This is a genomic window from Streptomyces sp. NPDC031132 (assembly GCF_055570595.1).
The window spans coordinates 50,562-63,609 of sequence record NZ_JBVIGX010000036.1 but is presented as its reverse complement, the minus strand read 5'-3'; the positions used below and the strand labels follow the sequence as shown (position 1 = coordinate 63,609).

Here is a 13,048-nt window from a genome sequence, read left to right as displayed (position 1 = left end):
AAGCCGGTCGACGCCAAGGACTTCAAGGACCCGGGCGATCCCCTGATCGCCGCGGCCCAGGACAAGCTCGACAGCGCCCGCAAGCAGCGCAACGAGGTCGCGGAGACGACCCGTACGGCGGTCCGCGCGGCCCGCGACAAGGCCCCGAAGAAGCCCTCGTACGCGGAGCAGCTCAGCGACGGCATGGACTACCTCGACCTCGCCCAGACACACTTGGCGGGCGGCGTCGTCAAGGGCACGGCCGGCCTCCTCAACTTCGCCCGCGCGCTCAACCCGATGGACCCGTACAACCTGACCCACCCCGCCGAATACCTCACGAGCCTGAACTCGACGGCCGCGGGCCTGGTCACCATGGCCAACGACCCCATGGGCGCAGGCAAGCAGATGCTCGACGAGTTCATGAAGGACCCCTCCGAGGGCATCGGAAAGATGCTCCCGGAGCTGATCGGCTCCAAGGGCCTCGGCGCCCTGAAGAAGGTCGGCTCCACCGCCAAGCACCTCGACGACCTCAAGGCCCCGAAGCCCAAGGGCCCGGGCCGGGCCGGCAACGACGCGGACGGTCCGCACAAGGGCGAACGGCCCGACTGCGACAAGCGGTGCGACGGCACCGACCCCGTCGACCTCGCATCGGGCCGGATGTTCCTCCCGACGCAGACCGACATCGTGCTGCCCGGCGTCCTGCCGCTGGCCTTCACCCGGCGCGCGGAGTCGGGGTACGCCAGCGGACGTTGGTTCGGACCGACCTGGGCATCGACGGTCGACCAGCACCTGGAGATCGACGCCGAAGGCGTTGTGCTCGTCACCGAGGACGGCCTGTCCGTCCCGTACCCGCACCCCGCCCCCGGCCTGGCCGTCCTGCCGGTGTCCTCTTCCGCGCCGCGCAACCCGCTGGAGCGCACCCCGGACGGCGACTGGACGCTCACCGACCCCACCACCGGCCACGTACGCCGCTTCACCCCGCCCGGCGGTGACCCGGACGCCGACGGCATCGCACCCATCGCCCAGCTGGAAGACCGCAACGGCAACCTGATCGCGTTCGAGTACGACGCGGAGGGCATCCCGGTCGGCATCACCCACCACTCCGCCGGCTACCGTCTCCGCTTCGAGACCGCCGACGGCCGCATCACCGCCCTCCACCTCGACGGCGGCCCGCGCATCCTCGCGTACGGCTACACCGGCGGACACCTCACCGACGTCACCAACTCCTCCGGCCGGCCGCTGCGCTTCGGCTACGACGAGCGGGCCCGCATCACCTCCTGGACCGACACCAACGGCAGCCGATACACGTACGCGTACGACGACCTCGACCGCTGCACCTCCCAGGGCGGCGCCAACGGGCACATGACGCTGGCGTTCGCCTACGGCGAGCCCGACCCGCAGACCGGCCTGCGCACCACCACCACGACCACGCCCGACGGCGAGGTGCGCCGCTACGTGGTGGACGAGGCGTACCGCATCGTGGAGAGCCGCGACCCGCTGGGTGCGGCGACCCGTTCCACCTACGACGCCCGAGGCCGGCTGGTCGCCCTCACCGACGCGCTGCAGCGCACCACCGTCTTCGGCCGCGACGACGAAGGCAGACTGGTCACCGTCGTCCGCCCGGACGGCCGGGAGCTCGGCAGCGAGTACGACGAGGCCGGGCGCCCGCTGCTCCAGACGGAGGCCGACCGCACCGCGTGGCGGTTCACGTACGACGAGCGCGGCAATCGCGCCTCCCGTACCAGCCCGGTCGGGGGCACGACCCGCTACACGTACGACGCCTCGGGCGGCATCTCGTCCGTCACCGATGCGCTCGGAGCCACCACTCGGGTTCGCTGCGACCGCGCCGGCCTGCCGGTCGAGATCACGGACCCCCTCGGGGCGGTCACCCGCTACGAACGGGACATGCTGGGGCGGCCGGTACGGATCACGGACGCGCTCGGCAAGACCACCGTGCTGGAGTGGACGACGGAGGGCCGGATCGCGCGGCGCACCGACCCCGACGGTTCCTCCCAGTCCTGGACGTACGACGGCGAGGGCAACTGCATCCGCCACACCGACGCGCTCGGCGGGACCACGGACGTCGAATACGGCGACTTCGACCTCGTGAAAGCGCGTACCGGTCCGGACGGCGCGCGCTACACCTTCGTCCACGACGCACGGCTGCGCCTGACCGAGGTGGTCAACCCGCACGGGCTCAGCTGGCGGTACGCGTACGACGCCGCCGGAATGCCGGAGTCCGAGACCGACTTCGACGGGCGCACCGTGCGGTACGTCCACGATGCGGCCGGGCGACTGGTCACCCGGGTCAACGCGGCGGGCCAAGCCGTCCGCGTGGAGTACGACGCCCTGGACAACCGGATCCTGAAGGAGGTGGACGGGGCCGTCACCCGGTACGAGTACGACTACTCCGACCGCCTTGCGGCGATCACCGGCGCCGAGGGCACCCTGACGTACCTCCGCGACCGGTTCGGACGGACCCGGGAGGAGACCGCCGACGGGCGGACGCTCCTGCGGACCTATGACGAGCTGAGCCGCGTCGTATCCAGGACCACGCCTTCCGGGGCGAGGGCCGAGTGGACGTACGACGCGGCCGGCCGCCGGAGCGGACTGACGTCCTCCGGACGCCGGATCACCTTCGAACGGGATGCGACGGGCCGCGAAACGAGCCGCCGCATCGGTGACGCGGCCACCCTGGGCCTCCGGCACGACGACCTCGGGCACCTGGTGGACCAGCGGCTGACCGGGGCGGACGGCAGCCTGCTCCAGCGGCGCGGCTACGCCTACCGGGCGGACGGCCACCTGGTGGGCGTGGAGGACGAGCTGGCGGGTGCCCGGACGTACGAGCTGGACCCGGCAGGCCGGGTCACCGCGGTGAGCGCCGACGGCTGGAGCGAGCGCTACGCGTACGACGCCGCGGGCAACCAGACGCAGGCCGCGTGGCCGGCCGCTCACCCGGGCGGCTCCGACGCCACCGGGCCGCGCACGTACGAGGGCACCCGGCTCACCGGCGCGGGCCGCGTCCGCTACGAGTACGACGCCATGGGCAGGATCACGCTCCGCCAGCGGACCCGGATCTCGCGCAAACCCGACACCTGGCGCTACGAGTGGGACGCGGAGGACCGGCTCAAGGCGGTCACCACCCCCGACGGGACGCTGTGGCGCTACGCCTACGACGCGCTCGGCCGGCGCAGCGCCAAGCGCCGCATGGCGGCGGACGGCGTCACCGTGGCGGAGGAGGTCACCTTCGTCTGGGACGGGATGACCCTGTGCGAACAGACGACGACCACGCCGGACCTGCCGCACGCGGTCACCCTGACCTGGGACCACGACGGCCTCCAGCCGCTCGCCCAGACCGAGAGGCTGGCCGATGCGGACGGACGGGAGATCAACAGCCGCTTCTTCGGGATCGTCACCGACCTGATCGGCACGCCGACGGAACTCGTCGACGAAGCGGGTGAGATCGCCTGGCGCACGCGCAGCACCCTGTGGGGAGCGACGACCTGGAACGCGGACGCGAACGCCTACACCCCGCTCCGCTTCCCCGGGCAGTACTTCGACCCCGAGTCAGGGCTCCACTACAACTGCTTCCGCTACTACGACCCCGAGACCGCCCGCTACCTCTCGGTCGACCCCCTCGGGCTCGGCCCCGCGCCCAACCCGGCCGCGTACGTCTCCAACCCGCACACCTGGTCCGACCCGCTGGGCCTCACCCCGTGCCCGCCCAAGGGCGAGAAGAGCAACCCGTTCAAGCTGCGGGCCGACGCCGAGCGCGCGGCGTTCGACGCTGCGGGAGTTCCTTTCGGGACCACTCCTGATGCCGAATGGATCGTCATGGGCGACAAGACGCTGAAGAACATGCCCGGACACGTCTACTCCAGCGATCCGACCCACTGGGGCAACTTCCGCCAGTTCGAGACGCCGAACGGCTCCCGCGTCGTCGTCGAGCACACCGACGATCCCGCCGGACCGCACTTCCACGCCGGCGGACCGAAGGGCCGCACGCTCGAGGACCAGTCGCGGTCGGGAGTGAACTTCGGCTGGGACAACACCGTCGACGGCTACGGGACAATGGAGCGCTACCGAGCCATCGACAAGCCCGGCGGAGACCACCACTTCTTTTACGAGGAGAACTGAGTGCCCACCAGCGAGGACAACCTCATCGAGCTCATTCGGGGCAGCGGCCTCGAGGTGGACGCGGTCCAGGGCAACGAACCCGGTCCGTCGGTCGACACGGCCTGGCGCGCGATGGCGGGCTTCGGCGTGGAACCCGGGGCAACCCTTCCCTTGAAGGGGGAGCTCGCAGGGGTCCACCAGCTGTGGCTCGACCATGCCCGCCGAGCCGGTGTCGTCGGCGAGGACGGGACGTTCCTCCTCACGGCGGTCGCCACGGGCAGCTCCGCGGTCGGCTGGGTCCGTGTGCGCCTGACGGACACGGCCGACGTATCGCGCCTCGTCGATGACCAGGGGCGGATCGAATTCATCGCCCGCTCCTCGTCCGGCGACCACATCTGCGGTGTCACCGCGGAGGAGTACGACTACTGGGTGGTCAGCCTGGACCTCTGACGCCGCCGGCGACGAATGAAGGGTGTCGTGACAGCCGCCACGGCGACTGTGTCGCGCGTCACATCGTCCGCATGTCACGAACAGGCCCGCAGCTTCCATCTGGTGGTCGTCAGCAGCAGGCGGAGGAAGGCGGAGCGATGAACGAGCGACACGAAGCAGGTACGGCGACTGCGCACCGTGTACTGGTCCTGGGGGCGGGTTACGCGGGCATGTCCGCGGCGGTCCAGCTCGCGGCCCGGGTCAAGGGGCACCAGGGCGTGCAGGTGACCCTGGTGAACGCGCAGGAGCGATTCACCGAGCGGATGCGGCTGCACATGACCGGGACCGGGCAGGGGCTCGCCGAGCTGAGCATCCCCGAGCTACTGGCCGGCACGGGTGCGGAGTTCATACGCGGTTGGGTGACGGCGGTTGACGCGGACGCGAGGACCGTACGGATCGACGACGACCGCATCCTGCACTACGACACGCTCGTGTACGGGCTGGGCGGCGTGGCCGACACGGCGGCGGTGCCGGGGGTCGAGGACCACGCGTACACCTTGAACAGCGTGCAGGACGCCGAGGTGCTGGCTCACCGGCTGGCGCGGCTCGGCAGCGGCACGGTGGTGGTCGCGGGCAACGGGCTCACCGGCATCGAGTCGGCCGCGGAGATCGCCGAACAGCACCCGGGGCTGAACGTCGTGCTGCTGGGCCGGAGCGAACCCGGCGCGGCCATGAACCCGAAGGCCAAGAGGTATCTGCACTCCGCGCTCGAGCGCCTGGGCATCCAGGCGCGCAGCGGGGCCGAGGTGGTGAAGGTGCTGCCCGGTGCGGTCGAGCTGGCGGGCGGGGAGAGCATCCCCGCCGACGTGGTCTTGTGGACGAGCGGTACGCGGGTGTCGCCGCTGGCGGCCGCCGCCGGGCTGACCGTCGACGAGCGCGGCCGCATCGTCACCGACGCCGTGCTGCGGTCGGTGTCGCATCCGGAGGTGTACGCCGTGGGCGACGCGGCCGCCATCCGCCAGGAGTACGGCGTCATGCACGGCACCTGCCAGGGCGGCATGCCGACCGGTGTGCACGCCGCGGTGTCGATCTTCCGTGCCCTGAAGGGCAAGCAGCCCAAGCCCTTCCGCTTCGGCTATTACCACACGCCGGTGAGCCTGGGGCGGAACGACGCGGTGGTGCAATTCACCCGCCCCGACGACAGCCCCCGGCGGATGTATCTGACCGGCCGTATGGCGGCACGGTATAAGGAGACGGTGACTGCTTCGCCCTGGCCGACCTACGGCCGCATGAAGAAGATGCCCGCCTCGGGCGCGTTCTGGCCGCACGGCGGCCGTTTCACCCGGGTCCAGGGGGCACGGTGAGCCAGCCGTCCGCGCACCCTGACGAGCAGATGTTCCACCAGCACCGCAATCTGCTGTTCTCGGTGGCCTACCGTTTCCTCGGCACTGCGGCCGATGCCGAGGACGCGGTCCAGGACGCCTGGATCAAATGGTCGGCCGCCGACCGCTCGCAGGTGGCCGACCCCAAGGCGTACCTCACGCGGATCGTGTCGAATCTGGCGCTGGAGCGGCTGCGCTCCACCCGGTACAAGCGCGAGACGTATGTGGGGCCGTGGCTTCCGGAGCCGATCCTCACCGGCGGGGACGCCTCCGAGGCCGTCACGGACGCCGAGTCGGTGTCGATGGCGATGCTGGTGGTGCTGGAGACGCTGAGCCCGCTCGAGCGTGCGGTGTTCGTGCTGAAGGAAGTCTTCGACTTCAGCCATGCCGAGATCGCGGAGGCGGTGGAGCGGTCCGAAGCCGCGGTGCGGCAGGCCGCGCACCGCGCTCGTGAGCACGTACGGGCACGTCGGCCGCGCTTCCCCACGGACCGCTCGAGGCAGCGCGAGGTCACCGAGCGGTTCTTCGCCGCCTCGACCGGTGGCGACGTCAACGCCCTGATGGAGTTGCTGTCCCCGGACGTCACCCTGTGGACCGACGGCGGCGGCAAGGTCCGCCAGGCCCTGCGTCCGGTCGTGGGCGCATCCACCGTGGCGGCCTGGTTCGCGGCCATCGGTACCGTCACCTACCAGGGCGTCGAGCCGGCCGACATGAACGCTGAAATCGTCGAGATGAACGGCGGGCCGGGCATGCTGTTCAGCGGACCGGGCCGGGTGATCGCCACTGTCACCTTCGACTTCGACGCCGACGGCCGCATCACCGCCATCCACAACGTGGCCAACCCGGACAAGCTCCGGGCCATAGCCGAAGGCACCACTCACCACGTGGGGACGCGGTAGACATGGAGCCGCTGCGCGACGGCTGGCAAACTACCGGGTCATGGCGAACAGCGGACTGTGGGTCGGCATCCTCACTGCGCTGACCGCGCTCGGAGCCAGCTACATCACCGCGCGGGCGACCTCGCGCGCCGCGCTGGCCCAAGCCCGAACGGCCTCGATGGCAGAGGCACTTCGCGAGCAGCGCGACCGGCGTCGATCTGCCTATCGGGAGATGATGAATTGCACGCACGCCTTCTTCGAGGTCACCTGGCAGATCGACGACGTCGATGCCACGCGTGACCGGGCGGCCAAGGACCGGCTCCTGACCCGGATGTACGAGCGCATCGGGCCGGCCATCGGCAACATGAACCGGGCCAACCACGAGGTCAGCCTCGACGGTCCTGCCGAGGTCTCCGACGCGTCGGAGCACGTACGGCAGATGGCGCGCCGCGTACAGCCGCTGATCAAAGAACTCATCGGCGACGACAGCCCCGAGCGAAGGCGCGCCTACGACGCCGCGTTCATGGACTTCCGGCACGCGTACGTCACGTTCATCGGCCTGGGGAGACAGGCGTTGGAGGTGAAGGGCGAAGAAGGGTGACCGAGAGCGGCGCGGTGGAGCGCCCGGCCCACCCGCCGGGCGCGGACTCTTGGCGAAAGCGCTGCGGAGCGTAGCGCCGGGTACTACGGTTTCGTGCATCGGACACGAAAGGGACGGGGGCGGTCGGGTGTTGGCGGAGGGGTTGGCGGCACTCGCCGCGGCCGGAGGTGCCGCGGTGGTGCAGGCGGCCGGCACCAGCGCGTGGCAGGGGTTCCAGGAGGCCGTCGCCCGGTGGTTCGGACGTGGCGACGAGGAGCGTGTGCGCGTCGAGCTGGAGCGGCTGGACCGCTGCGCGGCAGCACTCGAGGGCGCCCGGGGCGGTGACGAGGCCGAGCGGCTGAGCATCGGTCAGCAAGGAGCCTGGCAGGCCCGCTTCGAGCAGGCGCTGGAGGCCCTCGGCGATCCCGAGCGCGAGGAGGCGGCACGTACGCTGCGCTCCCTGCTCGACGCACACGCGCCGGCGGGCGGGGTGTCGGCGGCGGGCGACGGACAGGCGGTCGGGGGGAGCGTGGACATCCGGGCGGACCACGGCTCCGCGGCGGCGTTGCGGATGCGGGACGTCACCGTAGGAACCCCTCCGAAGCCGGATCCGCAGCAGGGCTGAGCGGTTCCGGCGGCACTCAAGCCCCCCACATCACGGCAGACACCGCGATCACCGCCTCCGGGGGCGGCATCGCGATCGGGCAGGCCGGCAGCTTCACGTACTACGCCTCAGGGCCGGGGCCGCAGGACGCGGCCCGCGGTGAACGGGGCGCCGACGCCGGTGCCCTGCTCGACGCGTACCTGCGGGCGGTCCGGAGTTCCGCGGACCAGCACCCCTGTCCCGGGCTCGCGGGCGAACTCGCCGCGCCGCCGATCGCCGACGTCCACATCCCCCGGCATGCCAAGTCCCTCTCGGGGCACTCCGCGGAACCCGCCGAGCGTGTCTTCGCCCTCGACGGCACCGTCCGCGTCCTCGTGGCCGGGCCGGGGGACGGCAAGTCGACCCTTCTACGGCGTCACCTGGTCGACGCGTCCGAACACCTGCAGCGTCACGGGGGCGGGGGCGACGGGACCCCCGCATCGGTGCCGGTCCTGGTCCGCGCCGGCGAGCTGGTCGCCTCGCCCCTCCTCGCCCAGGCACTGGCCACGGCGGTGACCCGCGCGCTCGGCCCCTTCGGGCTGCGCGAGGCGCTGCCCGAGGAGTTCTTCCGCCGCCGCCCGTATCCGGACGCGCCCTGGCTGGTGATGGTCGACGGACTCGACGAGGTTCCGCAGCGCACCGCCCGGCTGTCGCTGCTGGACAGGCTGTCCCGGGAGGCCGGGCAGAAGGACTCGCCGTACCGGTTCCTCATCGCGACCCGCCCCTTGCCCGGTGGCGAACTCGACCGACTGGGCCGAGCGCCCGACCGCTTCACCTTCACCTTGCTGCCGTTCACCGACGACGACCTGCGTGCGTACGTGCAGGGCTGCTTCAGTGCTCTGCCCGACGCCGACCGCCACATCAGGACGTTCACGAACGGCATCATCCGAAACCGTCTGGACGGCCTGGCCCGCACCCCCTTGATGGCCGCCATGCTGTGCCAGCTCTACCTGGCCGACCCCGACCAGCCGCTGCCCGACGGCCGTACCGGAGTCTTCCGGTCGTTCACCGAGCTGCTCTACGAACAGAACGCGCACAAAGGCGTCGCCGCCCTTCAGGACCAGGCCATCCAGGCCCTGACCGACCGGTACCAGATCCCCATGGAGCGCCGGGCAGTCGAAGAGGCGGCGGAGAGCGCCCGCGGACACCTGCCTCAGCTCATCGATCACCTCGCCCACGAACGACTCGGTGGAAGCACCACCTCCGCCGCCGAGATCCTTGCCGCACACCGCCTTGCCCGGCGCCCCGACAAGGTCAAGCCACCGTCCTGGCACCAGCTTCTGACCGACCTGCTGAGGGCCACCGGACTGCTGGCCGACCGGGCGGACGACGTCGACTTCGTCCACCGGACGCTGCTCGAGTACCACGCCGCGCGCCACGCCACCCGCGACGAGCAGGCCCGCGAGCGACTCCTGCGCAGGCTGGCCCCCGCCCGACGGCTCCGCGACAGGCTCCCCTGGCCGGCCCGACGCGCCCTCGACGACGACCGGTTGGATCCACTGGACCTGGACCCGTCCCATCTGGGGTTCCTCCTCGACGGACTGCTGGTCCCCGGAGACCGGATCGCGGCCGCCACCGTACGTGCCCTCGAAGGCCTGGTCGCCTCCGCAGGAATCGCCGGCTACTACCTGCTCAAGGCACAGGTGCAGCTCGGCAGCGCTCTCCCGCAGCGGACCACCGCCCGCTGGCTGACCACCTTCGCCGGCAGCCCCGTTCTGGACGATCGCAACCGTGTGGAAGCCGCCTGGGACCTGGCCGAGCTGGACGGGCACCGGGAGGAGGGCGCCTTGCTGTTGGCCCGTCTCGCCCGTGGTCGTGACCTGGAGCCGTTCCAGCGCAGTTGGGCCGCCGCCGCGCTGGCGGGCCTGGACGGGCACCGGGACGAGGGGGCCGCGCTGCTGCTGTCGTTCGCCATGAACCCCCATCTGGACGACTTGACCCGCGTCACGTCCGCCCGGGATCTGGCGCGGCTGCAGGGGTACGAGGACGAGGCCGCCCGGCTGCTCGAGGCATTCTGCCTGAGCCCCGACGGGGACGAATTCCTCCGCGTGGACGCTGCGGAGTCCCTGGCCGAGCTGGACGGCCACCGGGAGCTCGGCGCACGGTTGCTGCTCGACCTCGCCCGGTACGGCGACGCGTGGGCGGCCCGGTCCCTCGCCCGGTTGGGAGGCCGCCATGCGGAGGACGGCGCGGGCCTGCTCGCCGCGTTCGCGGCCGACCCTGACACGAGCCCGAACGACCGCGTGTGGGCCGCGCAGTACCTGGCCGAGGTGGACGGCTGCCGTCAGCAGGCCGTCAGCCTCTTGACGGCCCTCGGCCAGGAGAGCCCACCCTTGTCCGAAGCCCGCCTGATCGCGGCAGAGGCCCTGGCCGCCTTCGACGAGGACAAGGCCGTCGAGCTGGTGGCGCACGCCCTCGTCTTCGGCGGCTTGCACGCCTCGAACCGCGTGCGCGCGTTGACGGTACTGGCACGCTCCACCGAGCTCCGGGGCCTGGCCGCCGAGCGGCTCGCCGCGTTCGCCTCGGACGCCACCGAGGACGCCTACCATCGCGTGGACGCCGCCCGGGAGCTGGCCTCGTGGGACGGGCACCGTGAGGAGGGCATCGCCCTCCTCACCGGCATCGCCGAGGACGCCGGCGTGGACGACTGGGACCGGATGACGGCGGCCGCGGCCCTGGCCGGGTGCGGAGAGGAACGCTCCGCACCCCTCCTCGCCGCGTTCGCGGCGAGCGCCACACTCCAGCCGGACGCGCGGGTCCGAGCGGCCCGTGCCCTGGCGGAGCTGGACGGACACCGCGCGGAAGGCATCGCGTTCCTCGCCGCGTTCGCCGACGACACGAGCCGAGACAGCGGTCTCCGGTCGAACGCCTCGACCTCGCTGACCACCCTGGGCCTCTACCGGATCCGGCGCTGACCGGCCCGGCGGCCGGGGGTGCCTAGGGGGTGTCCGCAAGGTCCTGTCTGGCCCGCGGCGTCTGGTGCCGCCTCGTCGAGCGGCACCGTGAAGCCTTCGCTTCGTACTTTCCCCTCACCAGGCAGATGCAGGTGTGCCTCGGCCGCAGGTACGGGACCGATCCGGGATTCGCCGCCCACTACGACGGCATCCGCGCCGGCTTGGCCGCGTGGTTCCGTCGAATCGTCGACGCCAGCGCGCGCACCCACGGTGGGACTGCGGGCCGGGCAGACTCGCGGCGATGGCATCGACCCCGACACCGCGACCTGGCAGTAGAGCTCGGGTCCGGAAGCCTGCCGAGGCTGCTGGTTGGTCCGCAGGTGTGGTCTTCGGCGCTGGTTCAGACGCCGGTCGTGCGAGCCGAGCGGAGTCGACTGCGCAGGGTCGGCAGCAGGGCACAGTCTTCGGCTTCTGCCAGGCCGTCGCCCAGGGCCAAGAGCGAAAGCAGCTGCACCGGGCGGCCGGCTCTGGCCGCAGCCTCCACCTTGTGGTGGCCGTCGAGGAGGAAGTGTGTCAGGCCCCAGTGCCGGTAGTGGTCGACCGGCTGGCCGGAGGCGGGTTCGCACACGTCCAGCGTCGAGACCGCCACAGCCGTCGGGACCGTTCCGCGGCCCATGATTTCGACGTACTCCTCGACGCGTTCCCTCCCGTTCCACGTCGGGGGAACCATGGGCACGACGAACTCATAGAGGTGAGCGGATGCGTCGACGGTGGTCTCGAAGGTCCGGTAGTACGGCGTGTGCGGATACTCCGGGAGGCCCCAGAACTGGTCGACCCCCCAGGTGGCCACTTGCTCGCCGCTGAAATAGTCGCCGTCCTGGCCGGGGACGACCAGACGGGGCTCCACGCGGAGGAGCACCGGAAGGTACTCACCCTCCGGTAGCAACGCACCGAACGCGTCGATCACACCGCCGTCGTCCGGATCGGCCAGCGCGCCGGTGAGCTGCTCCTGCACGCTCTGCAGGGACAGCGTCTGCCGGGCGGTCTCCAACCGGCGGAACAGGAACGGACATGTTCCGCACCAGAAGCTGAGTTCGAAGGCGGGTTCCCCGTCGACGACGAGCAACCTGCGTCCCGGCCCGCCCCCGGTCTCCTGCTGCTCCGCCTCGAAGCGCAGCCGCGCCTCCGGGGCTGGGACGCCGAGCCTGCGCGGCTCGCCCGATTTGATCATCACGAACCGACCGTACGGGAACGTGCGGATCGGCACCACCGGCTACCGAATGGCGGGCTCCGGGTCCCGCCTCGAACCGCAGATCGGTTTCTCCCGAGCCGTTCGCACCGGCGAGTACGTCGCCATGGCCGGGACCGCACGCGGGGGCCGATCGAAATCGACGCTGGGCTCGCAGTGATCGCTTGCCGGCACAGCGGCGGCAACGCCGAGACGTCGACTGAGTGGCGCGTTCTACAGTGACCACCATGTCTGAAAACCCATGGTTCGAGATGGACGACCCTGACGACGAGCTCGGTTTCGACGAGACCGAGCGCGCTTTCGCGGCAACGCTCCGCAAGGCCGCCGCCTCGTGGACCGTCCCGTATGCCTACAGCTGGGTCAGTCGCTCTGAGGACGACTCGTCGCTTCTGGCAGTCGTAGACCTGAGCGATGAGAATGCCCGGCTGTCGCTGGTGGATGTCGGCGTGCACCTGGTCGGTTCCACCGTCCGCGGTGATCGCCTCCACAACCAGCTCTTCTTCCTCCCCGACCAGCCGACCGGCTTGGCGATGGAGGCAACTGGCTCCCCCCAGGAACTCGGCGAGCGCGCGGCCGCCTGGTTCGAGGCCATCCTGCGCAAGCCGATCGTGCGTCATGAGTGGGAGCACAACGGGCAGATCTATGCACGCCGGTACCTGTTCGCCGACACCGGGGAAGGCTTGTGCCAGAGCTACAACGAGAATCTGGCACCAAAGGGCCAGCCGGAGAGTCTGGCCGCTGCCGGTCATGTGGTCGGCCGGGGTTGGATCCAAACCACTGGACTGGACCGGCCCCACCGCGTCGTTGCCATCAGGGGCGACGCTCCTGCGTGAGGCCATTTTTTTTGCGGCTCCAGCTTGGCCGGCCGGACCGGGGTGATGGCCGACCGCCTGCGACC

10 protein-coding genes and 1 pseudogene are annotated in these 13,048 nt (G+C 71.2%); 9 read left to right on the top strand and 2 right to left on the bottom strand.

Annotated elements, in window-relative coordinates; genetic code table 11:
* The 6 genes from ACZ49B_RS33145 to ACZ49B_RS33120 all read left to right on the top strand — a co-directional run.
* Positions 1-4,116, top strand: a 4,116-nt coding sequence (locus ACZ49B_RS33145) for an RHS repeat-associated core domain-containing protein (RefSeq protein WP_468313259.1), incomplete at its 5' end; no start/stop codon positions are given.
* Positions 4,117-4,545 carry a hypothetical protein gene (locus ACZ49B_RS33140; RefSeq protein WP_468313256.1) on the top strand — a complete coding sequence of 143 codons (429 nt, stop codon included), beginning with the start codon at positions 4,117-4,119 and terminating at the stop codon, positions 4,543-4,545.
* Positions 4,546-4,682: 137 nt separating this feature from the next.
* Positions 4,683-5,888 (top strand): NAD(P)/FAD-dependent oxidoreductase, encoded by a 1,206-nt coding sequence (locus tag ACZ49B_RS33135; RefSeq protein WP_468313254.1) that lies wholly within the window; start codon positions 4,683-4,685, stop codon positions 5,886-5,888.
* Between the two features lie 29 nt (positions 5,889-5,917).
* Complete coding sequence (locus tag ACZ49B_RS33130) at positions 5,918-6,805, top strand: RNA polymerase sigma-70 factor (RefSeq protein WP_468313270.1); 888 nt, start codon at positions 5,918-5,920, stop codon at positions 6,803-6,805.
* Positions 6,806-6,845: 40 nt separating this feature from the next.
* The gene (locus ACZ49B_RS33125) at positions 6,846-7,385 is read left to right on the top strand and encodes a hypothetical protein (protein WP_468313251.1); all 540 of its coding nucleotides are present in this window, start codon (positions 6,846-6,848) and stop codon (positions 7,383-7,385) included.
* Positions 7,386-7,560: 175 nt separating this feature from the next.
* A complete protein-coding gene (locus tag ACZ49B_RS33120) occupies positions 7,561-7,989 on the top strand; it encodes a hypothetical protein (RefSeq protein WP_468313248.1) in 429 nt (142 codons plus the stop codon).
* Positions 7,990-8,096: 107 nt separating this feature from the next.
* Here ACZ49B_RS33120 and ACZ49B_RS33115 read toward each other — a convergent pair whose 3' ends face one another.
* Complete coding sequence (locus ACZ49B_RS33115) at positions 8,097-8,267, bottom strand: hypothetical protein (protein ID WP_468313246.1); 171 nt, start codon at positions 8,265-8,267, stop codon at positions 8,097-8,099.
* A 183-nt stretch (positions 8,268-8,450) separates the two neighbouring features.
* On the opposite strand from ACZ49B_RS33115, the gene ACZ49B_RS33110 reads away from it, so the two are divergent.
* Positions 8,451-10,922 (top strand): NACHT domain-containing protein, encoded by a 2,472-nt coding sequence (locus tag ACZ49B_RS33110; protein ID WP_468313244.1) that lies wholly within the window; start codon positions 8,451-8,453, stop codon positions 10,920-10,922.
* A gap of 71 nt (positions 10,923-10,993) precedes the next feature.
* Positions 10,994-11,237 (top strand): annotated as a pseudogene (locus ACZ49B_RS33105) (TipAS antibiotic-recognition domain-containing protein); the annotation flags it as partial.
* Positions 11,238-11,301: 64 nt separating this feature from the next.
* Here the strand turns inward: ACZ49B_RS33105 and ACZ49B_RS33100 are convergent.
* On the bottom strand, positions 11,302-12,132 hold the full coding sequence (locus tag ACZ49B_RS33100) for a hypothetical protein (RefSeq protein ID WP_468313269.1): 831 nt from the start codon (positions 12,130-12,132) through the stop codon (positions 11,302-11,304).
* 245 nt (positions 12,133-12,377) lie between these two features.
* Here ACZ49B_RS33100 and ACZ49B_RS33095 point away from each other — a divergent pair, with 245 nt between their 5' ends.
* Positions 12,378-12,983, top strand: coding sequence for a hypothetical protein (locus ACZ49B_RS33095; protein WP_468313241.1), 606 nt, complete (start codon positions 12,378-12,380; stop codon positions 12,981-12,983).
* The last annotated feature ends 65 nt before the right edge of the window (positions 12,984-13,048 follow it).

What these genes read in the sequence shown, in the direction of transcription:
- ACZ49B_RS33095 (WP_468313241.1), top strand. Translation starts at nt 12,378, where the DNA reads ATGTCTGAAAACCCATGGTTCGAGATGGACGACCCTGACGACGAGCTC.
- ACZ49B_RS33135 (WP_468313254.1), top strand. Translation starts at nt 4,683, where the DNA reads ATGAACGAGCGACACGAAGCAGGTACGGCGACTGCGCACCGTGTACTG.
- ACZ49B_RS33125 (WP_468313251.1), top strand. Translation starts at nt 6,846, where the DNA reads ATGGCGAACAGCGGACTGTGGGTCGGCATCCTCACTGCGCTGACCGCG.
- ACZ49B_RS33115 (WP_468313246.1), bottom strand. Translation starts at nt 8,267, where the DNA reads ATGCCGGGGGATGTGGACGTCGGCGATCGGCGGCGCGGCGAGTTCGCC.
- ACZ49B_RS33100 (WP_468313269.1), bottom strand. Translation starts at nt 12,132, where the DNA reads ATGATCAAATCGGGCGAGCCGCGCAGGCTCGGCGTCCCAGCCCCGGAG.
- ACZ49B_RS33130 (WP_468313270.1), top strand. Translation starts at nt 5,918, where the DNA reads ATGTTCCACCAGCACCGCAATCTGCTGTTCTCGGTGGCCTACCGTTTC.